Source organism: Micromonospora lupini (genome assembly GCF_026342015.1).
In the GTDB taxonomy this organism is placed as follows: Bacteria; Actinomycetota; Actinomycetes; order Mycobacteriales; family Micromonosporaceae; genus Micromonospora; species Micromonospora lupini_B.
In genome coordinates, this window is the sequence record NZ_JAPENL010000001.1 from 774,418 (window position 1) to 794,840 (window position 20,423).

At 73.6% G+C, this 20,423-nt stretch carries 20 protein-coding genes; 15 read left to right on the top strand and 5 right to left on the bottom strand.

The annotated features are described in order from the left end of the window. Positions 1-7 precede the first annotated feature (7 nt). From OOJ91_RS03565 to OOJ91_RS03575, 3 genes are read left to right on the top strand one after another with little or no spacing between them, the layout of a single operon-like run. Complete coding sequence (locus OOJ91_RS03565) at positions 8-1,735, top strand: AMP-binding protein (protein ID WP_266242382.1); 1,728 nt, start codon at positions 8-10, stop codon at positions 1,733-1,735. Between the two features lie 24 nt (positions 1,736-1,759). Then, positions 1,760-2,065, top strand: a complete 306-nt coding sequence (locus OOJ91_RS03570; protein ID WP_007460186.1) for an acyl carrier protein — start codon at positions 1,760-1,762, stop codon at positions 2,063-2,065. Next, on the top strand, positions 2,062-3,198 hold the full coding sequence (locus OOJ91_RS03575; protein ID WP_266242385.1) for a class I SAM-dependent methyltransferase: 1,137 nt from the start codon (positions 2,062-2,064) through the stop codon (positions 3,196-3,198). Before OOJ91_RS03570 ends, OOJ91_RS03575 begins: the two co-directional genes overlap by 4 nt. A 42-nt stretch (positions 3,199-3,240) precedes the next feature. Here the strand turns inward: OOJ91_RS03575 and OOJ91_RS03580 are convergent, their stop codons facing one another. Further along, positions 3,241-4,833, bottom strand: coding sequence for a (2,3-dihydroxybenzoyl)adenylate synthase (locus tag OOJ91_RS03580; RefSeq protein ID WP_266242387.1), 1,593 nt, complete (start codon positions 4,831-4,833; stop codon positions 3,241-3,243). A 93-nt stretch (positions 4,834-4,926) separates the two neighbouring features. On the opposite strand from OOJ91_RS03580, the gene OOJ91_RS03585 reads away from it, so the two are divergent. From OOJ91_RS03585 to OOJ91_RS03595, 3 genes are read left to right on the top strand one after another with little or no spacing between them, the layout of a single operon-like run. Then, on the top strand, positions 4,927-5,964 hold the full coding sequence (locus tag OOJ91_RS03585) for a methyltransferase (protein ID WP_266242389.1): 1,038 nt from the start codon (positions 4,927-4,929) through the stop codon (positions 5,962-5,964). A gap of 9 nt (positions 5,965-5,973) precedes the next feature. After that, complete coding sequence (locus tag OOJ91_RS03590) at positions 5,974-6,996, top strand: methyltransferase (RefSeq protein ID WP_266242391.1); 1,023 nt, start codon at positions 5,974-5,976, stop codon at positions 6,994-6,996. Positions 6,997-6,999: 3 nt separating this feature from the next. Beyond that, a complete protein-coding gene (locus OOJ91_RS03595) occupies positions 7,000-7,194 on the top strand; it encodes a ferredoxin (protein WP_266242393.1) in 195 nt (64 codons plus the stop codon). A gap of 46 nt (positions 7,195-7,240) precedes the next feature. Here the strand turns inward: OOJ91_RS03595 and OOJ91_RS03600 are convergent, their stop codons facing one another. From OOJ91_RS03600 to OOJ91_RS03615, 4 genes are all read right to left on the bottom strand, one after another. Continuing rightward, on the bottom strand, positions 7,241-7,564 hold the full coding sequence (locus OOJ91_RS03600; RefSeq protein ID WP_266242395.1) for a hypothetical protein: 324 nt from the start codon (positions 7,562-7,564) through the stop codon (positions 7,241-7,243). 151 nt (positions 7,565-7,715) lie between these two features. Continuing rightward, positions 7,716-9,962 (bottom strand): xanthine dehydrogenase family protein molybdopterin-binding subunit, encoded by a 2,247-nt coding sequence (locus OOJ91_RS03605; protein ID WP_266242398.1) that lies wholly within the window; start codon positions 9,960-9,962, stop codon positions 7,716-7,718. 34 nt (positions 9,963-9,996) lie between these two features. Then, a complete protein-coding gene (locus OOJ91_RS03610; RefSeq protein ID WP_266242399.1) occupies positions 9,997-11,205 on the bottom strand; it encodes a cytochrome P450 in 1,209 nt (402 codons plus the stop codon). After that, complete coding sequence (locus OOJ91_RS03615) at positions 11,202-12,413, bottom strand: cytochrome P450 (RefSeq protein WP_266242401.1); 1,212 nt, start codon at positions 12,411-12,413, stop codon at positions 11,202-11,204. Before OOJ91_RS03615 ends, OOJ91_RS03610 begins: the two co-directional genes overlap by 4 nt. Positions 12,414-12,491: 78 nt before the next feature. On the opposite strand from OOJ91_RS03615, the gene OOJ91_RS03620 reads away from it, so the two are divergent. The 9 genes from OOJ91_RS03620 to OOJ91_RS03660 are packed head-to-tail and all read left to right on the top strand — an operon-like array spanning position 12,492 to position 20,423. Further along, on the top strand, positions 12,492-13,766 hold the full coding sequence (locus OOJ91_RS03620; protein ID WP_266242402.1) for a cytochrome P450: 1,275 nt from the start codon (positions 12,492-12,494) through the stop codon (positions 13,764-13,766). A gap of 41 nt (positions 13,767-13,807) precedes the next feature. Next, positions 13,808-14,947 carry a steroid 3-ketoacyl-CoA thiolase gene (locus OOJ91_RS03625; RefSeq protein ID WP_266242404.1) on the top strand — a complete coding sequence of 380 codons (1,140 nt, stop codon included), beginning with the start codon at positions 13,808-13,810 and terminating at the stop codon, positions 14,945-14,947. Positions 14,948-14,952: 5 nt separating this feature from the next. Then, complete coding sequence (locus OOJ91_RS03630; protein ID WP_266242406.1) at positions 14,953-16,206, top strand: CaiB/BaiF CoA transferase family protein; 1,254 nt, start codon at positions 14,953-14,955, stop codon at positions 16,204-16,206. Positions 16,207-16,218: 12 nt separating this feature from the next. Further along, entirely contained in the window at positions 16,219-16,971 is a 753-nt protein-coding gene (gene fabG, locus OOJ91_RS03635; protein WP_266242408.1) for a 3-oxoacyl-[acyl-carrier-protein] reductase, read from the top strand. Then, the gene (locus OOJ91_RS03640) at positions 16,968-17,438 is read left to right on the top strand and encodes a hypothetical protein (protein WP_266242410.1); all 471 of its coding nucleotides are present in this window, start codon (positions 16,968-16,970) and stop codon (positions 17,436-17,438) included. Before fabG ends, OOJ91_RS03640 begins: the two co-directional genes overlap by 4 nt. Then, positions 17,438-17,911, top strand: a complete 474-nt coding sequence (locus OOJ91_RS03645; RefSeq protein ID WP_266242413.1) for a 3-hydroxyacyl-ACP dehydratase FabZ family protein — start codon at positions 17,438-17,440, stop codon at positions 17,909-17,911. Before OOJ91_RS03640 ends, OOJ91_RS03645 begins: the two co-directional genes overlap by 1 nt. An 18-nt stretch (positions 17,912-17,929) precedes the next feature. Then, the gene (locus tag OOJ91_RS03650) at positions 17,930-18,184 is read left to right on the top strand and encodes an acyl carrier protein (RefSeq protein WP_266242414.1); all 255 of its coding nucleotides are present in this window, start codon (positions 17,930-17,932) and stop codon (positions 18,182-18,184) included. Positions 18,185-18,186: 2 nt separating this feature from the next. Further along, positions 18,187-19,392, top strand: coding sequence for a beta-ketoacyl-[acyl-carrier-protein] synthase family protein (locus tag OOJ91_RS03655; protein WP_266242417.1), 1,206 nt, complete (start codon positions 18,187-18,189; stop codon positions 19,390-19,392). Further along, entirely contained in the window at positions 19,389-20,423 is a 1,035-nt protein-coding gene (locus OOJ91_RS03660; protein ID WP_266242420.1) for a beta-ketoacyl synthase N-terminal-like domain-containing protein, read from the top strand. Before OOJ91_RS03655 ends, OOJ91_RS03660 begins: the two co-directional genes overlap by 4 nt.

The window sequence follows — 20,423 nt, forward strand, 5'->3', positions numbered from 1 at the left end:
CGGGCCGATGACCGTACGCGCCGTGTCGGAATCGCCGCTGCTGAGCTGGCTGGAGCGTCCCCGGCAGGACCGGGGTGTGCACTTCGCCGCCGGCGGCGACGACTGGACCTTCCTGTCGTACGCCGAGCTGGCCGACCGGACCCGGGTGATCCTGGCCGGCCTGCGGGCGGTCGGGGTGACGCCTGGCGACGTGGTGTCCATCGTCGAGCCCGCCGGCCCCGACTTCGTCGCCACGCTGTTCGCCGCGATGGCCGCCGGTGCGGCGCCCTCGCCGATCGCCCCACCGCTGAACTTCCAGGACCGCGCGGTCTACGGGGAGCACGTGTCGGGTCTCCTGCGCGCCGCCGCGCCGCGGGTGGTGGTCTGCGCGGCCACCCTCACCGCAGCCATCGCGCCGCTTGCCGAAAGCGCCGGGGTCCCGCGCGTGCTGAGCGCCGACGAGCTGGCCGACGCCGCCGGCGGATCCCGGGGGGCGGTCGCGGATCCCGGCCCGCTGGCCCTGCTGCAGTTCACGTCCGGCTCCAGCGGCCGCGCCCGCGGCGTGCAGGTGCCGCACGCCGCGCTTGCCGCGAACGTCGCGGCGATCCGGCGGTGGCTCGCGATGACCCCCGACGACCCGACCGCGTCCTGGCTGCCGGTGCACCACGACATGGGTCTCATCGGCTGCCTGGTCACTCCGGTGGTCAACACCAGCGACCTGTGGCTGATGCCGCCGGAGGAGTTCGTCCGCAACCCCGGGCGCTACCTGCGCTGCTTCGGGGCGCACGGCGCGCGGCTGACCTCGATGCCGAACTTCGGGCTGGAGTACATCGCCCGCCGCGTTCGTCCCGAGGCGCTCACCGGGCTGGACTTCTCCGCCTGGCGCGCGGTCATCATCGGCGCCGAACGCGTCGACGCCGAGGCGCTGCGCCGCTTCTGCGCGCTGCTCGGCCCGCACGGCTTCGACACGCGCGCGCTGCTGCCCGCGTACGGGCTGGCCGAGGCGACCCTTGCCGTCACCGGGCTGCCGCTCGACGAGCTGTACCACGCCGTCGAGCTGCGCCCCGACCGGCTGCGGCTGGGCGCGCGGGCCGTCGATGACCCGGCCGAACCGGTCGACGGCGGCGTCGAGGCGTACCCGGTGGTGGGTTGCGGACGACCGCTGACCGGGGTGCGGGTGCGGATCGTGGACGAGGCGGGCACGCCGCTGCCGGACGGGGTGGTCGGCGAGATCGAGGTGCACGGTCCGTCGGTCGCCCAGGGGTACGTCAACGAGGCCGACTCGGCGTCGCAGACCGCGCTGGGCGGCGGGGTGCTGCGCACCGCCGACGCCGGGTTCCTGCACGACGGGCAGTTGCACGTGCTGGGCCGGCTCGGCGACAGCATGAAGGTACGCGGCCGGGCGGTCTTCGCCGAGGATCTCGAGTGGGCCATCTGCCGCCCCGGGGTGCCGGCGCAGCGGATGGCCGCGCTGCTTGGCCACCGCGCCGGCACCGCGACAGTGGTGGCCGTCTTCGAACAGGCCCAGCCGGAGTGGCTGGCGCAGGCGGAGCGCGAGCTGCGCCGCCGGGCGGAGGGCGCGCAGGTGGTCATCGTGGACGCGCCACGCGGCACCATCACCCGCACCTCAAGCGGCAAACCCAAACGACGCCAGCTGTGGCAGGCGTTCGTCGATGACCGGCTGCCCGGCACCGTGGTCACCACGGGACCGGGAGGTCAGCGGGACCAGACCGAGCAGAAGACGACGGCGTCCTGAGGGACGTTCGGACAGGAGGCGGGAATGACCGACGCGACCAGGTCGACGACAGCCGAGGTGCGGACCGAGGCGGAGGTGCGGGACTCGGTGACGGCGATCGTCACCGAACTGGCGCCCAACCCGGAGCAGACCGAGGGGGCGGGTGACTCGCGGCTGGTCGAGGACCTCGGCTTCCACTCCCTCGCGCTGCTTGAGTTGGCCTTCACCCTTGAGGACGAGTTCGAGCTGCCGCCCATCGACGAGACGACGGCCCGCAAGATCGTCACGATCGACGCGGTGGTGGAGCACGTGAAGGACATCCTGCGCTCGCGCGGCGAGCTGGCCAGTTGACCGGCCGCCCGGGGCACGCGCCGGGCACGGCGACACTGCGCCCGCCGGTGCCCGGCGAGCCGGACCAGCGGGCCCGGGCGTTGTCGCTGCGGCTGTTCCTGGCCATGCTGCACACCCAGGAGCTGCTGGCCGGCTACCTGGGCGCCCGGCTGGGGCTGTACGAGGCGCTGGACCGTGGCCCGGCCGACGTGGCCGAGCTGTGCGCGCGTACCGGGATCGACAGCCGGTACGCGCGCGAGTGGCTGGAACAGCAGGCGGTCGCCGGGTTCGTCGACGTGGACGACGTGACGGCCGCCCCCGAGCGGCGGGTCTACCGGCTGCCGCCGGGGCACGCCGAGGTGCTGCTCGCCTCGGACAGCCCGCTGTCACTTGTGTCGCTGACCATGCTGCCGCTGGGCGGGGTGGCCGCCGCGTTGCCGGCGCTGCTGGAGGCGTACCGCACCGGCGGCGGTGTGCCCGACGAGGTGTACGGCGACGACTGGCGGCACGGGCACTCGGGCGCCAACCGCGCGCTGTTCACGTACTCCCTGCCGGGGTGGCTCTCCTCGGCGCTGCCGCAGCTCCACGAGCGGCTCGCCGCCGCGCCGAGCCGGATCGCCGACATCGGCTGCGGCGCGGGCTGGGCGGCGGTCGCGCTGGCCCGGGCGTACCCCCTCGCCGAGGTCGACGGCTACGACCTGGACGCGCCGACGGTGGCCGCGGCGCAGGCGAACGCCGCGTCCGCAGGCGTCGCCGACCGCGTGCGGTTCCATCGGCGCGACGCCGCGGATCCGGAGCTGGCCGGCCGGTACGACCTGGTCTGCGTCTTCGACGCGCTGCACGAGATGAGCCAGCCGGTGTCGGTGCTGGCGGCCTGTCGGCGGCTGCGCGCCGACGGTGGCGCGGTGGTGGTGCTCGACGCCAAGGTGGCGCACCGGTTCGTCGCGCCCGGCGACGAGGTCGAGCGTTTCCAGTACGCCACGAGCGTGCTGCACTGTCTGCCGGCCGGTCTGGCCGCGCCCGGCTCGACGGCCAGCGGCACGGTCCTGCGGCCCGCGCAGGTCCGCCGGTTCGCCACCGAGGCCGGCTTCGCCGACATGCAGATCGTGCCCGTGGACGACCGGTTCCACAGGCTGTACCACCTGACCGGCTGAAGCGGGCGGGGGAGGGCGGCGACGCCTTCCCCCGCGTCGGCTTCAGCCCGCCAGCTCGACGCCGAGCGCCCGCTTGTCCACCTTGCCCACAGCGGTGTGCGGCAGCGCCGTGCGCAGCTCCAACCGGTCGGGCAGCTTGTACGCGGCGAGCCCCCGGTCGGTGAGGAAGTCACGCAGTTGCCCAAGCGTGGGGGCGTCGGCGCGGGGGACGACCACCGCGCAGGTCTTCTCGCCCAGGACCCGGTCGGGGACGGCGAGCACGGCGACCTCGCGGACCGCCGGGTGGGCGAGCAGATGCTCCTCGACCTCGCCGGCCGGGACCTTCTCGCCGCCCCGGTTGACGACCTCCTTGATCCGGCCGACCACGACCAGCTCACCCGTCGGCGTCCACCGGACCAGGTCCCCGGTGCGCAGGAAGCCGTCCGGGGTGAAGGTGTGCGCGTTGTACTCCGGCACCCGGTAGTAGCCGCGCAGGGTGGTCGGCCCGCGCACGGTCAGCTCACCCACCTCGCCGGCCGCGACCTGCCGGCCGTCCTCGTCGACGATCCGGAACTCGTCGGCGGCCGACAGCGGACGGCCCTGGGTGTGCGCGGCCAGCTCCGGCGGGTCGTCCGGGCGGGTGCAGCAGATCGGGCCCTCGGCCATGCCGAAGAAGTGCGCCAGGCGGATCCCCAGCTCCCGGGTCACCCGGTCGGCCACCGCGGGACTGAGGTTGGCGCCGCCGACCTCCACCACCAGGCCGCTCAGGTCGGCGCCGAGCACCGGCGCGAGGTCGGCCCACAGCGGCAGGAAGGGCGGCATCAGCGTGGTCAGGGTGACCCGCTCGCGGGCGATCAGCCGGAACGCCTCGTCGGGGCTGGGACTGCCGGCCAGCACGGCCGTGGCGCCGACCCGCAGCGCGCCGAGGACGCCGGGGCAGCCGAGCGCCGCGTTGTGGGCGACCGGCAGCGCCGCGAGATAGACCCCGTCCGGCCCGAAACCCATCGCCGCCGCCGTCGCCCGAAGCTGGTACGCGTAGTCGTCGTGGGTGCGGGGGATCAGCTTCGGCAGACCTGTCGAGCCGCCGGAGAGCAGGAAGAACGCGACGTCCGACGGGTCCGGGGCGGGCAGCGGCACCGGCTCGGCGTCCACCTCGGACAGGGCGGTGAACTCGCCGGGGTCGCCGACGACGAACACCTCCCGCAGCGACGGCGTCTCGGCGCGTACGTCGGCGGCGAGCTTGCGCAGGTCGTACCCCTGGACCTGGTCGACGGTCACGTACGCGACCGCCTCGGTGTGCGCGCACAGGTGACCGATCTCGGCACGCCGGTGCGCCGGCAGGGCCAGCACGGGCAGCGCACCCAGGCGGAACAGCGCCAGGCACAGCACCACGAACTCGACGCTGTTGGGCAGTTGGACCACCACCCGGTCGTGCCGGCCGATGCCGTGGGCCCGCAGCCCGGCGGCCATCCGTTCGGCCCGGCGGTCGAGGTCGCCGTAGGACACCCGCCGGTCGCCGGTGACAAGCGCGACGCGCTCCGGGTCTGTCCGCGCCCAATCCCGGCCCAGGTCGGCGAGGGACTCGCCGCGCCAGTAGCCCTGCGCGCGGTAACGCTCGGCCAGCTCCCGCGGCCAGCTCACACATCCGTCCAGCATCCCGTGCCTCCCGTGACGACGGTGACAGCGACCCGCTCACAAGCTAGTGTGCAGATACACGAGATACAAGACACGTGATAGTGGAGGCGGTTGATGCTGGCGGCGCGGCCCCGTACCGACCTCGGTGCGCTGACCCGGCTCACCGAACTCGCCGACTACATCGTGCCGTTCACCATCCGGGTGATCGCCCACCTGGGCGTCGCCGACCAGCTCGTCGACGGGCCACGGCCGGTCACCGAGCTGGCCGAGGCCACCGGCGCGCACGCCCCGTCGCTGCTGCGCGCCCTGCGCGCACTCGCCGGCAAGGGCATCTTCACCGAGGTCGAACCCGAGGTGTTCGGCCTGACGAAACTCGCCGAGCCGCTGCGCACCGACCACCCACTGTCGCTGCGCGACGCGTACCCCCTGATGGCCGCGGACGTGCGCGCCTGGGCCGGGCTCGGCGAGTGCCTGCGCACCGGCGAGGCCGCCTTTCCCCGGATCCACCGCGCCGACTACTGGTCCTACCTGGCCGGGCATCCCGCCGACAGCCTCGCCGTCGACCGCTGGATGTCAAGCCTGACCCGGCTGCACCTGCGGACCGTACTGCCCGCGTGGCCGTGGGCGCGGGCCCGGCAGCTCGTCGACGTGGGCGGCGGCGACGGCGCGTTCCTTGCCGGCCTGCTGCGCCGCTGCCCGCACCTGCACGGCACCCTGCTCGACCTGCCCCACGTGGTGGCCGCCGCGCCGGCGCTGCTCGCCGAGGCCGGGGTGGCCGACAGGTGCCGGATCGTGGCGGGCAGCTTCTTCGACCCGCTGCCGGCCGACGCCGACCTGTACGTGCTCAAGACGATCCTGCCCGGCTGGGACGACGCCGACGCCACGGCCATCCTGCGCCGGATCGCCGCGGCCATGGGTCCGCAGAGCCGGCTGTTGCTGCTGGAAGCGATCATCCCCACCGGCGACGTCTTCGACGTCGCCAAACTCGTCGACCTGCACACCCTGGTGCTCACCGGCGGTCGGCACCGCACCCGTGACGACCTCGTCGACCTGTTGGCCGGCGCCGGCCTGCGGCTGGACCGGGTCGTCGCCACGCCCACCCTCACCGTGATCGCCGCCGGTCCCGCCGGGCCGCAGCTGACATCCCCCTAGGAGGAATCGATGGCCCCGAGCCGACCCCGGATCGACATCGAGTCGGTGTTCCGACTGACCGAGCTGGCCGACTACATCGTGCCGTTCACCGTGCGCGCGGTCGCCGAGTTGGGTGTCGCCGACCAGCTCGTCGACGGGCCACGGCCGGTCACCGAGCTGGCCGAGGCCACCGGCGCGCACGCCCCGTCGCTGCTGCGCGCCCTGCGCGCGCTCGCCGGCAAGGGCATCTTCACCGAGGTCGAACCCGAGGTGTTCGGCCTGACGAAACTCGCCGAGCCGCTGCGCACCGACCACCCGCTGTCCCTGCGCGACGCGTACCCGCTGCTGGAGCCGGACATCGAGGCGTGGGCCCACTTCGACCACAGCATCCGCACCGGGCAGGCGTCGTTCGACCAGGTCCACCCCGAGGGCTACTGGCCGTACATGGCCGCCCACCCGCACGACAGTGCCCGCTTCGACGCCTCCCAACAGGCGGCCACCCGGCTGGAGCTGCGGGCAGCGCTGCCCGCGTACCCCTGGGGTGAGCTGACAACAGTTGTCGACGTCGGCGGCGGCAACGGCGCCTTCCTCGGCGGCATCATGGCCCGCTTCCCGCAGCTGCAAGGCACCCTGTTCGACCTGCCGCACGTCGTCGCCGAGGCCGAACCGGTGCTGCAGAAGCTCGGCGTGGCGCAGCGGTGCACGGTGACCGGCGGCAGCTTCTTCGAGACCATCCCGGCCGGCGCGGACGCGTACCTGCTCAAGCGGATCCTCTACGGCTGGGACGACGACAACGCCGTACGGCTGTTGACGGCCGTGCGGGCGGCGATGCGGCCGGACAGCCGGCTGCTCGTGCTGGAGCCCGTGGTCGAGGCCGGCGACCGCTTCGACGTGGGACGCCTCTACGACCTGCTCCTGCTGGCCATGGTCGGCGGCGGCGCCCGCTCGCGCGAGCACATCGAACGGCTGCTGGACGCCGCCGACCTGCGGTTGGGGCGCAGCGTGCCCACCATGATGTTCCCCATCCTCGAGATCGTCCCGAAGGAGGCGTGAGCGATGCGACTGGTCGTGGACTTCTCCCGCTGTGAGAGCAACGCGGTCTGCGTGGGGCAGGCGCCGGAGGTGTTCGACGTCGCCGACGACGACCGGCTGCACATCACCGAACAGCCGCTGGAAGGGTCGCTTGCCAACCGGGTACGCGAGGCCGCGCGCCGCTGCCCCAAGCAGGCGCTGTCCGTGGTGGACGACTGACGGGGGACCCGCTCCCCGGATGGACGGGGAGCGGGTGCGAGCCGGGCTACTCGTAGTACTCGACGTACGTGATCAGTGAACACCGGTCCTCGGACCCGTACCCCGGACGTGCGTTACCGAGGCACACCCACACCTCCGCCTGGTCCACGTCCTCGACGGGCCATCCGTAGTTCGGAATCTCGGCGCCGGTCGAGGTGGAGGTGTCATCGGCCACGAACGGCCCGCTCGTGGCCCAGTAGCCGCCGGCGCCTCCGGTGGCGCTGCCGGTGCTGCACCTGCTGGCGGCCTGGGCCGGGGCAGGGGCGACGAGCGTCACCGTGGCCAACGTGAGGACGCCGACGAGGATTCCGAGCAGTCTCGGATACCGCACGGGTTGCCTTCCGACACGGTGGCCCGGCTGGCCACCCACATCGGGCTTACTCGCTGACCCAGGGCCGTGGGTGCGGACAGATCCACTCCAGGTCGCCGATATCGCTGCATCACAGCGCCCGGATAACGCGACATCGGCGATCTGGAGTGGATCAACCCACCGTCGCCGCCTGGATGGCCGTCCAGACCCGTTCCGCGGTCACCGGCATGTCGATGTGCCGCACGCCCAGGTGGCGGACGGCGTCGACCACCGCGTTCTGCACCGCCGGCGGGAACCCGACCGCCCCCGACTCGCCCAGGCCCTTGGCGCCCAGCGCGTTCACCGGAGTCGGGGTCTGCATCGCGACAGTCTCGAAGGAGGGCAGCTCCGCCGCGCCCACCATGGCGTAGCGGTGCAGGTCACCGTGCAGGGGCGTGCCGTCGGCGGCGAAGCGGACCTCCTCCACCAGCGCCTGACCGGCGCCCTGCGCGAGGCCGCCGTGCACCTGCCCCTCGGCCAGCAGCGGGTTGAGCAGCACGCCCGCGTCGTCCACGGCCACCACCCGCCGCAGCGTCACCTGCCCGGTCTCGGTGTCCACGAGCACCACCGCCAGGTGCGCGCCGAACGGGCAGGTCGCCGCCGTCGGCTGGAAGTTCGCCTCCGCGGACAACCCGTCGGCGGCGGCCAGCTCGGTCCAGTAGACGACGTGCCCGGCGGTCGAGCGGAACCGCCCCGACGCGTACTCCACGTCGTCGCGGGGCACACCCAGGTGGACGGCCGCCGCGTCCCGCCCCCGCTCCACCAGGGCCAGGGCCGCCTCACGGACCGCCATGCCGCCGGTCTGCAACGACCGGGACCCGCCGGTGCCGCCGCCCGCGGCGACCGTCGCGGTGTCGGAGTGGCGTACGTCGACGCGGTCCAGCGCCACGGCGAGCACGTCGGCGGCGAGCATCGCCCACGCGGTGACGTGCCCTTGCCCGTGCGGGCAGGTGCCCGAGTGAACGGTGAACCGGCCGGTGTCGTCGACGCGGATCGAGGCGTACTCGCTGCGGGTGTCCGCGCCGGTGATCTCCACGAAGGTGGACAGTCCGATGCCGAGCTGTTCGACGTCGCCGCGCTCGCGGCGGGCCGCCTGCTCGGCGCGCAACGCCTGGTAGTCGGCCTCGGCGAGCACCCGCTCGAGCGCCGCCGGGTAGTCGCCGGTGTCGTAGCGGGCACGCGTCACGGTCGTCACCGGGAAGCTCTCCGGGGGCAGCAGGTTGCGCCGGCGTACCTCGGCCGGGTCCAGGCCGATCTCCGCCGCGTACAGGTCGACCATCCGCTCCAGCGCGGCGACGGCCTCCGGCTGCCCGGCGCCCCGGTACGACACCACGGGCGTGGTCGTGGTGGTGACGCTTGACGAGCTGAACTTCGCCCGGCTGATCGCGTAGGGGCCGGTGAGCATCGTGCGGGTCCAGAACGGCAGGATCGCGCCGATGCGCGGGTACGCCCCGGCGTCCTGCACGATCTCCAGCGCGTACGACACGATCCGCCCGTCGCGGGTGCCGCCCAGCTCGGCGCTCTGGTGCTGGGCCCGGCCGTGCCCGGCGGCGGTCATGCTCTCGCTGCGGGTCTCCGCCCAGCGCACCGGGCGACCGAGTCGACGGCTGGCCCAGGCGACGAGGACGTCCTCCCGGCTGGCGAACGCCTTGGAGCCGAACGCCCCACCGACGTCGCCGTTGACCACCTGGACCCGGTCCTCCGGCTCACCGAGGGCTGCCGCGAGCTGGTTGCGCCACAGGTGCACGGCCTGGCTGCCGGCGCGGTAGCGCAGCCCGCCCGGTCCCCACTCGGCCTGCCCGGCGCGGGCTTCCAGGGGGCACGGCGCGACCCGGGGGTTGCGCATCCGCTGCCGAACGATCACCTCGGCGCCCTCGTGCAGCTCGGCACGCCCGGCCGGCCGCCGGAAGCCCAGCTTGAGCACCATGTTCGTGCCGGCCTCGGGGTGCAGCACCAGGTCGTCGGCGAGCGCCTCCTCGACGTCGACAAGCACCGGCAGTGCCTCGATGTCGGTTTCGACGAGCGCGGCGGCGTCGACGGCCTCGGCGCGGCTGGTCGCCAGCACCGCGGCGACGGGTTCGCCGACGAAGCGCACCACGCCGTCGGCGAGCACCGGGGTGGTCATCTTCTGGTTGAGCACCCCGGCCTCGGGCGGCAGCGGCGGCAGGTCCACGTCCGCCGCCGTGAACACCGCGACCACTCCTGGCGCCCGGCGGGCGGCGTCGGTGTCCACGCCCCGCAGCCGGCCGTGGGCCACCGTCGAGCGGACCACGACCAGCTCCAGCGAGCCGGGCACCCGTACGTCGTCGACGTAGGTGCCGCCGGTGGTGAGCAGGGCGCGGTCCTCGGTGCGCCGGACCGGTCGGCCGATCAATGACATCTGCGACTCCTGGTTGCTGCGGCCCGGCGCCCGCTCAGGCGGGGGCGACGGCGAGCGGGATCGACGCGTACGACCGGAAGAGGGCGCTGGGCTCGCGCACCGGATCCGCGGCCAGGTCGAGGCCGGTGAGCCGCCGCGCGAGCCGCTCGAAGACCACCGCTCCCTCGATGCGGGCCAGCGCGGCGCCGAGGCAGCCGCGCACGCCGCCGCCGAAGCCGACGTGCGGGTTGGGATGGCGGCCGATGTCGACGCGACCCGGGTCTGGAAAGACGTCCTCGTCGTGGTTGGCGCAGCCGAGCAGGAGGAAGACCGACCGACCGGGACGGATCACCCGGTCGCCGACCGGGATCGGCTCCAGTGCCAGCCGCGCCGTGTACTGGATCGGGGAGTCGAACCTGACGAACTCCTCGGCCGCGGTGGCGGAGAGCGACGGGTCGGCGCGCAGCCGACGCCACTCGTCGGGCCGGTCGGCCAGGGCGATGCTGCCGGTGCAGACCATGTTCATCGTCGTCTCGTAGCCGGTGAAGCAGAGGAAGACGATGTTGTCGACGACCTCCTCGATCCCCTCGGCCGGGTCGGCCACGGCGAGCATCCGGTCGAGCAGGTCGCCGCCGAGGTCGGCGTGCCGGTCGGCGAGCAGGTCGCGGACGTACCCGCGCAGCCACGCGAGGGCCTCGTCGGCCGCCGCGCGGTCGGCCTCGGGAAGGAACGGGGTGAAGGCCCGGCCCAGCGCCGCCGAGCGGGGCCAGACCTCGGCCCGGGTCCGCGCCGCCGGCAGGCCGATGAGTTCGCACACGACTGTCGCGGCGACCGGGAACGCCAGGTCGGCCACGGCGTCCATTCGGCGGGTGTCCAGCGCCGGGGTGAGCAGCTCGTCGACGAGGTCGCCGACGCGGCTCGCGGTGCGTCGGGCCACGCCGGGGCTGAACGCGCGAACGACCTGCTGGTGCAGGCGGCTGTGGTCGTCCGGGTCGCGGGTGGGGATGATGCGGCGGAAGACCTCGCGGGAGAGGTCCTGTGCCATCCGGAACTGCGGGTCGTCCTGCGGGAAGGTGTTGCTCAGCCGGCGGTCGCGCAGCAGCGCGGCCACGTCCCGGTGCCGGGTCACACCCCAGCTCGCCGGCCCGAAGCGACACAGCGGGCCGGCCGCCCGCATCCGCGCGTACGTCGGGTAGGGGTCGGCGACGACCTCGGGCGCGAGCGGGTCCATCCGCGCCGGCAGGACGCGGCCGGGGGGGCTCACGGCCGCACCGCCACGGGCACACTGGCGTACGAGCGCAGCGTCCCGTCGGTCTGCCGACGGGCCGGGCCGGCCGGGGTCAGCGTGCCGAACGTGCGCAGCAGGGTCTCGAACGCGACCTGCGCCTCCACCCGGGCCAGGTAGCCGCCGAGGCAGTGGTGGATGCCGCCGCCGAAGGACAGGTGCGGGTTCTCCGCCCGGGTGATGTCGAGGCGGTCCGGCGCGGCGAACTGGTCGGGGTCGCGGTTGGCGCTGCCGAGCAGCAGGATCAGCACCCGCCCGGCGCGGATGGTGCGGTCGCCGACGTCCAGGTCCTCCCGGGCGAGGCGGGCGACGCCCTGGATCGGGGCGTCGTAGCGCAGGAACTCCTCCACCGCCTGTGGGGTCAGGGTCGGGTCCGACCGGAGCAGGGCGAGCTGGTCGGGGTGGTCGAGCAGGGCGGCCACCCCGGTGGCGATGAGGTTGGTGGTGGTCTCGAAGCCGGCGAAGAAGGCGAAGACCGCGTTGTCCACGATCTCGTCGTGGTCGAGCACGGCGCCGTCGTCGTCGGTCGCGGCGAGCATCCGCGACAGCAGGTCCTCGCCGGGTTCGGCGCGACGCCTGTCGAGGATGTCGCCGAGGTAGCCGCGCAGCCACTCGACGGCCCGGTCGGCGGCCGGGCGGTCGTCGTCGGGCACGATCGCGGCGAACGCCTTGCTCAAATCCAGCGCGTACGGGCGGATGCGCTCGTGGTCGGCCGGTGGGATGCCCATCAGGGCGCAGACCACCATCACCGGCAGGGGAAAAGCGAGATCCGAGACCGCGTCGAAGCCTCCGGTGCGGGTCGCCGGGGCGAGCAGCTCGGTGACCATCTGCTCGATCCGGGGGCGTAGCCGGCGGACCAGGGCGGGGCTGAACGCCTTGGCCATCAGTCGGCGCAGTCGGCCGTGCTCGGGCGGGTCGCGGTAGAGGATGATGCTGCCGAAGAAGTCGCCGGCCGCGCCGTCGCCTGCCGACATCCGGTGGTAGGTAGCGGGGAACTCGCTGCCCAGGCGCGGGTCGCGGACCAGCCGGGCGACGTCGGCGTAGCGGGTGACGCCCCAGCTTCCCGGGCCCATCCGGCACAACGGGCCGGCCGCCCGCAGCGCCGCGTAGGTGGGGTAGGGGTCGGCCAGCACGGCCGGGTCACGGGCGTCGAATCTCGGCGGCAAGCCGGTACGGGCCGAGGTCATGCCCGCCAGTATGCTCAACCAAAGATACAAGAAACAAGTACTTCCGAGATACGCGAAACACTATTAGGCTTCCGAGCCATGACCGAGACCGTGGTGAGCGCTGACCCCCGGATCATCGCGATGGAGTTGCTGATGAAGGCTCCGGCCACCGTCAGCAGCCCGTACCCGCACTACCACGCGCTGCGAACCGCGGCGGCGAAGTACCGGATGGAACAGCCCGGTCAGGGTGTGGGTTGGGTGCTCACCGCGTACGACGACTGCAGGGCCGCGCTGCGCAACCCGTCGCTGGACAAGTCGGCCCAGCGCCCCCGGATGGGCGACTCCCGCGGCCGCGAGGGCGCCCGCACCCTGCTGTTCCTCGACGGGCCGGAGCACACCCGGCTGCGTGGGCTGGTCAGCCGGGTGTTCACCCCGCGCCGCACCGAGACCCTGCGTCCCCGACTGGCCGCCTTCGTCGACGGCCTGCTCGACGACATCACCGCCCGCATCGGCCCCGGTGGCGGCGAGGTCGACATCGTCGGCTCGTTCGGCTTCCCGCTGCCGGTCATGGTGATCGGTGAGCTGGTCGGCGTGCCGCCGGAGGACTGGCCGCTGCTGCGCCGGCTCACCCGCGCCGCGTCCGGCGGGCTGGAGATCTTCGCCCCGGAGGAGGTGCTCAAGGCATCCGACCAGGCGCTCGGCGAGATGGAGGAGTACTTCGCCGACCTGGTCCGCAAGCGCCGCGAGGACCCCCGCGACGACCTCGCGTCCGCGCTCGGCCAGGTCGAGATCGACGGCGACCGGCTGTCGGTCGACGAGCTGATCCAGGTGATCGTGCTGCTGTTCGGCGCGGGATTCCAGACCATGACCGACCTGATCGGCCTCGGCACGCACGCGCTGTGCCGCAACCCGGACCAGTTGCAGCGGCTGCGCGCCGAACCGGAGCTGACCCGCTCCGCGGTCGAGGAGCTGCTGCGCTTCGACTCCCCGGTGCACGTGCTGGGGCGTGCCGCGTTCGAGGACACCACATTCGTCGACGGCACCCCGCTCAGAAGCGGCGAACACGTGATCACCCTGATCGGCGCGGCCAACCGTGACCCGGCCCGCTACGCCGACCCGGACCGGCTCGACATCGCCCGTTTCGCCGGCGCCGAACCGCCGGAGACGCCGCTGTCGTTCGCCTGGGGCCCCCACCACTGCCTCGGCGCGCAGCTCGCCCGCGCCGAGGGGCAGATCGCCTTCCGCCGCCTGCTCGACCGGTTCGCGGTGATCGAGCTGGCCGACCCGGACGCCGACGAGATCGACCTCGAGTGGCGGCACAGCAGCACGTTCCGGGGCCTGGAGGAGCTGCGCGTCCGGCTCGTCCCGGCCTGAGCACCCGCGAACCACCACGCGTCGACCAGGAGGGGGAGTCCATGCCGGAGGCGGTGATCGTCGAGGCGGTGCGGACGCCGATCGGCCGGCGCGACGGTGTGCTGTCCGGCCTGAAGGCCGTGCAGTTACTGCGACACGTCCAGGTCGAGGTGCTCCACCGGGCCGGCGTCGAACCCGGCGAGGTGGAGCAGATCATCGGCGGTTGCGTCACGCAGGTCGGCGAACAGAGTCTCAACGTCACCCGCAACGCCTGGCTCGACAGTGGGCTCGACTACGAGGTCGGGGCGAGCACCGTCGACACCTCGTGCGGCTCCGCGCAGCAGGCCAACCACCTGATCGCGGCGCTCATCACCGCAGGCGCCATCGACGTGGGCATCGCCTGCGGCGTGGAGTCGATGAGCCGGGTGCCCGTCGGCACCAACCTCTACCAGGGGCCGGGGCACTACAAGACACCCGACTACCCGTACGACGATCCGCCGAAGGCGCAGTTCGGCGGCGCCGAGCGGATCGCGGCCCGGCAGGGGCTGACCCGCGCGGACGCCGACGCCTACGGGCTGCGCTCGCAGCAGCGCGCGGCGCGGGCCCGTGACGAGGGCCGCTTCGGGCGGGAGATCACAGCGGTGCCGCTGCCCGACGGCACGTGCGTCGACACCGACCAGGGCATCCGCGAGACCACAGCGGAAGGGCTGGCGGCGCTGCGTCCGGTGCTCCCGGACGGCATCCACACCGCCGGCACCACCTCGCAGATCTCCGACGGCGCCGCGGCGATCCTGTGGATGTCGCGGGAGCGGGCCACCGCGCACGGCCTACGGCCCCGGGCCCGGCTCGCGCAGCAGGTCGTCACCGGCGCCGACCCCTACTACCTGCTCGACGGTCCGACGGTGGCCACCCGCAAGCTGCTCAAGCGCGCGGGCATGACCCTCGCCGACATCGACGTCGTCGAGGTCAACGAGGCGTTCGCCGCGGTCGTGCTGTCCTGGGCGGCGCACCACGACGCCGACCTGGACCGGGTGAACGTCAACGGCGGCGCCATCTCGCTCGGGCATCCGCTGGGCAGCAGCGGCACCCGGTTGCTGGTGACCGCCCTGCACGAGCTGGAACGCGCCGACGGCGAGGCGGCAATGGTCACCATGTGCTGCGGCGGCTCGCTCGGCACGGCGTCGCTGCTGGTGCGGGAGTAGGCGGCATGGACACCGAGACGCGTACCGCGCCCACCCGCGACGCCGCGGACTTCTACGCCGACGCCCGGCACGACCTGACCGGGCCGTTGCACGGCGTACGGGTCCTGGACGTCACGAAGGTCTGGTCCGGCCCGATCGCCAGTTGCGTCCTGGCCGACCTCGGCGCGGACGTCCTGCGGGTGGAGATGCCCGGCAACCGGGAGGGGTTGATGCCCCCGGACATCCCCGGCACCGGCCTGTCCTGGTTCCGGCAGAGCGTGCACCGCAACAAACGCAGCATCGGGCTGGACCTGCGCCGCCCCGGCGCGGCCGAGGTGTTCCTGCGACTCGTCGCCACTGCCGACGTGGTGGTGGAGAACTACAAGCCCGGGACGCTCGACGCCTGGGGCGTCGGCTACGCGCAGTGCCGGGAGGTCCGGCCGGACGTGGTGCTGGTCTCCGTCTCCGGCTACGGCCAGTACGGCCCCGACGCGCAGCGACCCGGGTACGACCCGACCACCCAGGCCGCAGCCGGCTGGATGGCCCTCAACGGCGAACCCGACGGCGCGCCGCTGAAGTCGCCCACCTTCCTCGCCGACGACCTCGCCGGCCTGCACGCGGTGATCGGTGCGCTCGCCGCGCTGCGCCACCGCGACCGCACCGGCGAGGGTCAGCACGTCGACGTGAGCATGCTCGACTCGCTGCTGTTCTCCAGCAACGGCTACCTGACCCTCGGCGCGACCGGGGTGCCGTTGCGCCGCTGGGGCGACCAGGCCGACTTCGTGGTGCCGGCCGGCTGCTTCCGCTGCGCCGACGGCCACGTCTACGTGGCAGTCGCCCTGGACCGCTCCTGGCGTCGACTGGCCGAGGTCGTCGGCCGCCCGGAACTGGCCCGCGCACCCGGGTACGCGACGAACGAGGAACGCCGCGGCAACCGCCCCACCGTCAACGCGGTACTCGCCGACTGGTGCGCCGGGCGGACCTGCGCCGAGGTGGTCGACACCCTCGACGCCAACGGGATCACCGCCGAGCGGGTGCGGACCTTCGCCGAGGCAGCGACCGACCCGCAGGTCCACGCGCGCGCCATGGTGCAGGAGACGGTGCTGTCCAACGGCAGCACCGCGCCGCTGACCGGGCCGGCGGTCAAGTTCTCCCGGACACCGACAGCCGTCCGCTCCGGCGCCCCCGAGCCCGGCGCGGACACCGACCGGGTTCTCGACGAGGTGGGCGTCGACGCGGCCACGCGGGAACGGCTGCGCGCGCAACGGGCCATCGGATGAGCAGGGGGTGACATGACAACGGCAGGTGACGCGCCGCGTTGCGCGCTGGTGACCGGGGTGTCCCGCGGAATCGGCCGGGCCGTCGCGCTGCGGCTCGCCGCGCAGGGGTACGCGGTGGCGGGCTGCTACAGCGCGCCCAGCGAGGCCGCCGAGAAGACCCGGGCGGAGGTCGAGGCGTACGGGGTCGGGTCGTGGTTCGGGCCGTGCGACGTGACCGACCCGACCGCCGTCGACGCGTTCGTCACCGCCGCCGAGCGGCACCTCGGGCCGCTCACCGCGCTTGTCAACAACGCCGGCATCACCCGGGACCGACCGCTGGTGCTGATGGCCCCGGACGAGTGGCACGACGTGATCGGCACCAACCTCACCGGCACCTGGAACACCTGCCGGACCGTCGCGTTCCGCTTCCTCAAGCGACGCCGCGGCGCGATCGTCAACCTGTCCTCGGTCGCCGGGGTCACCGGCAACACCGGGCAGACCAACTACGCCGCCAGCAAGGCCGGCATCATCGGACTCAGCCTGTCGCTGGCAAAGGAGGTCGCCGGCTACGGCGTACGGGTGAACGTGGTTGCCCCCGGCTTCATCGAGACCGACATGACCGCCGCGCTGCCGGCCAAGCTGCGCGAACAGGCGCTGGGACAGATCCCGCTGGGCCGCTTCGGCGCACCCGCCGACGTCGCCGACCTGGTCGAGTTCCTGCTCTCCGAACGCGCCACCTACATCACCGGCCAGGTGATCCGCGTGGACGGGGGGATCGTGCTGTGACCGCCGCACCCGCGTTCAGCGCCGCGACCCGCCCCGTCGACACGTACGAGGCCGCGGCGGCGCCCCTGCCGGCGATCGAGTGGGTCGAGGTGTCGGCCGGGCCGCGCGGCGGGATCGGCCTGCGCGCCGGCACCACAGTCGACGCCACAGACGTCTACCTGGCCGGGCACTTCCCCGAGCTGACCGTCTATCCGGGGGTGTTCACCCTGGAGACGATCGGGCAGGCCGTGACGGCGGCCGTCGGCTACTGCGCCGGGCGGCTGCCCGACCTGCACCTGCTGCGCTCCGCCCGGTTCCTGGCGCCGCTGCTGGCCGGCGACACGCTCACCGTCGAGGCGTCGGTCGGCCCGGTCGGCGAGGACCAGTCCTTCGACGTCACCGCCAGGTGCGTACGCGGCGACGGGGTCCACGCGGCCACGGTGCGTGCCGTCTACCGCTGGCCGGGCGCGGACGGCGGAAACGCCTGATGAGACTCGGCCACGGCGAGCTACGGGCCCTGCTGCCGCACCGGTACCCGATGCTGCTGCTCGACCGGGTCGACAGCGTCGAGCCGGGAGTGAGCCTGGAGGCGGTCAAGGCGGTCACCGGCTGCGAGCCCTGCTACCGGGGGATCGCCGAGGGACAGGGCCCCGACAGGTACGCGTACCCGGCGTCGCTGCTGATCGAGTCGTTCGGTCAGGGCGCTGCGGTGCTCTGGCTGCTGTCGCGGGGACCGGGCACGACCGGGCTGCCGATGTTCACCGCGGCCCGTGACTGCGCGCTGCTGCGCCCGGTGTACCCGGGCGACGTGATCCGGCACCGGGTGCGACTGGAACAGGTCGTGCACGGCGCCGCGTTCGCCACCGGATCCAGCTGGGTCGGGACCGACCAGGTGGCGGAGTTCGGCTCGATGATGGCGGTCGTCCGACCGGCCGACGCCGTCGCGGAGCGGAAACGATGAGAGGAAGAGGGAACCGGAATGAGTGAACGCGACACGCACGTGGCGGAGCTGCGGGAGATCGTGGCGGAGGTGCTCGAGTTGGAGCCCGAGGAGGTCGCCGACACCGCCGACTTCGTCGAGGAGTACGAGGCGGACTCGTTGCGGGCGATCGAGATCCTGGCCCGGATCGAGAAGAAGTACAAGGTGGAGATCCCGCAGGCCGAGTTGAACGAGATGCGCAGCCTCAAGGCCGTCCACGAGGTCGTGGCGCGACACGCCGGCTGGCAGGACTGACCGTGCACCGCGTGGTCGTCACCGGGCTCGGGCCGGTGTCCGGCATCGGCATCGGCGTGAACGAGTTCACGGCCGGGCTGCGGTCCGGCCGGTCGGCCGCCGCGCCCATCACGAGCTTCGACGCGAGCGGGTTCCCGCACCACTGGGCAGGCGAGGTGCCCGCGTTCCGACCGGAGGCGCTGCTGCGCCGGCTGCGGGTCGCCGACTGGGGCCGCTCGGCGCTGTTCGCGGCGGCCGCTGCCCGGCTGGCGGCGATGGACGCGGGTCTGTCGCTGCCGGCCACCGACCCGGCGCGTGTCGGCGCGGTCGTCGGCACCACGAGTGGCGAGTCCACGGTGGTGGAACAGCTCACCGCCGAACTGGTGGCCGGCGGCTACCCGGCCATGTCCGCCGAGGCGCTGCGGCAGGCGCCGGCCGAGCGGCTGTCCTACGCGGTGAGCGCGGAGCTGGGGCTGGCCGGGGAGTCGGTCACCCTCACCACCGCCTGCTCGGCGAGCAACTACGCCATCGGGTACGCGTACGACCTGTTGTGCTGGGGTGAGGCGGACGTGATGGTGGCCGGCGGCGCCGACTCGGTGTGCCGGTGGGCGCACGCGGGCTTCTACCGCCTCGGCGCGCTCACCGAGCGTGCCTGCCGGCCGTTCGACCGGGACCGGTCCGGCATCCTCACCGGCGAGGGCGGCGCGGCCCTGGTGCTGGAGACCCTAAAGCACGCGCAGGACCGGGGCGCCCGGATCTACGCCGAGGTGCTCGGGTACGGCGTCAACTGCGACGCCCACCACATGGTCGCGCCCAACGAGGAGAGCGTCGCGGCGTGCATGCGACTGGCCCAGGAGAACGCCGGGGTCAAACCGGAGGACATCGACTACATCAGCACCCACGGCACCGGCACGCCCGCCAACGACCTGTGCGAGGCGCGGGCCATCCGGGCGGTGTTCGGCGACCGGGTGCCGCCGGTCAGCTCGATCAAGTCGATGCTCGGCCACACGATGGGCGCGGCGAGCGGGTTCGGCGCGATCGCCACCACGCTTGGCATCCGGCACGGGTTCCTGCCCCCCACCATCAACTGGGCCAACCCCGACCCGGAGCTGTCGTGGATCGACCCGGTGCCGAACACGGCCCGACCGGCCACGGTGCGGGTGGCGCAGAACAACGGCTTCGCGTTCGGCGGCAACAACGCCATCACGATCTTCGGAGCGATCCGGTGACCGGCCTGGTGACCGGTTGGGGAGTGCTCAGCGCGGCCGGGGACTCGGTCACCGAGCTGCTGGCCGCCGTACGCGCCGGCGCCGTCGTCGGTGTCGACGTGCGTGACCGTTTCGACGAGCCGCTGCCCACGGCGCAGGCGCCGGCGATAGCCGACTTCGACGTACGCCGGCTGCTGGGCCGCAAGGGCACCAGTTTCCTGGACCGGGCGACAGCGCTGGCGATGGTGGCCTGCGGGCGGGCGCTGGCCGACGGCGGGCTCACCCCCGACGACGACAACCGGCACCGCGTCGGCGTGGTGCTGGGCACCACCACCGGCAGCCTGAAGTCCACGATGGACTTCTCGCGGGAGACGCTCGTGCAGGACAAGCCGTACCTGGTCAACCCGGTGTTGTTCCCGAACACGGTGATGAACTGCGCCAGCGGCCAGGCCGCGATCCGCTACGGGCTGCGCGGCGTCAACGCCACAGTGGCCGGCGGCCCGCTCGCGTTCCTGTACGCGCTGCGTTACGCGCTCAACGCCCTGCGCCGGGGCTACGTCGACGCCCTGCTGGTCGGCGGGGTGGAGGAGTACACGCCGAACACGGCCTGGGCGGCGGAGCTGACCGGCGCCGGCCCGGCCGGTGAGGCCGCCGCGGTCTACCTGCTGCGCCGACCGACGCCCGGCCTCACCGAGGCGCCACGCGCCCAGGTGCTCGCGGTGGCCACCGGATTCCAGCCGGAGCCCAGCGCCGACGGGCTCGCCGGCTGCGTCCGTCGGGCGCTGGCCACGGCGAAGGTCCGCCCGGCCGACGTGTGGGCCGTCGCGAGCGGCGATCTCGACGCCGACAGCCTGTCCGAGGTGGTGCCGGCGGCCGCGCAGCGGTGGTCGGTGCGGCCGGCGCTCGGCGACTGCCAGTCCGTCACCGGCGCGCTGGCGTTGGGCGTGCTGCTGGGCCGCTACGCCGAGGACCCGGACGCACGCGGCCGGCCCGCGCTCATCGTCGGGCGGTCGCGCGACGGCGCCGTCGCCGCGGCAGTGGTGCGGGGGTAG

Coding starts and splice junctions, on each gene's coding strand:
- OOJ91_RS03595 (WP_266242393.1), top strand. CDS start 7,000: ATGCGACTGGTCGTGGACTTCTCCCGCTGTGAGAGCAACGCGGTCTGC.
- fabG (WP_266242408.1), top strand. CDS start 16,219: ATGACAACGGCAGGTGACGCGCCGCGTTGCGCGCTGGTGACCGGGGTG.
- OOJ91_RS03630 (WP_266242406.1), top strand. CDS start 14,953: ATGGACACCGAGACGCGTACCGCGCCCACCCGCGACGCCGCGGACTTC.
- OOJ91_RS03615 (WP_266242401.1), bottom strand. CDS start 12,413: ATGACCTCGGCCCGTACCGGCTTGCCGCCGAGATTCGACGCCCGTGAC.
- OOJ91_RS03620 (WP_266242402.1), top strand. CDS start 12,492: ATGACCGAGACCGTGGTGAGCGCTGACCCCCGGATCATCGCGATGGAG.
- OOJ91_RS03570 (WP_007460186.1), top strand. CDS start 1,760: ATGACCGACGCGACCAGGTCGACGACAGCCGAGGTGCGGACCGAGGCG.
- OOJ91_RS03585 (WP_266242389.1), top strand. CDS start 4,927: ATGCTGGCGGCGCGGCCCCGTACCGACCTCGGTGCGCTGACCCGGCTC.
- OOJ91_RS03645 (WP_266242413.1), top strand. CDS start 17,438: ATGAGACTCGGCCACGGCGAGCTACGGGCCCTGCTGCCGCACCGGTAC.
- OOJ91_RS03590 (WP_266242391.1), top strand. CDS start 5,974: ATGGCCCCGAGCCGACCCCGGATCGACATCGAGTCGGTGTTCCGACTG.
- OOJ91_RS03605 (WP_266242398.1), bottom strand. CDS start 9,962: ATGTCATTGATCGGCCGACCGGTCCGGCGCACCGAGGACCGCGCCCTG.
- OOJ91_RS03650 (WP_266242414.1), top strand. CDS start 17,930: ATGAGTGAACGCGACACGCACGTGGCGGAGCTGCGGGAGATCGTGGCG.
- OOJ91_RS03565 (WP_266242382.1), top strand. CDS start 8: ATGACCGTACGCGCCGTGTCGGAATCGCCGCTGCTGAGCTGGCTGGAG.
- OOJ91_RS03580 (WP_266242387.1), bottom strand. CDS start 4,833: ATGCTGGACGGATGTGTGAGCTGGCCGCGGGAGCTGGCCGAGCGTTAC.
- OOJ91_RS03625 (WP_266242404.1), top strand. CDS start 13,808: ATGCCGGAGGCGGTGATCGTCGAGGCGGTGCGGACGCCGATCGGCCGG.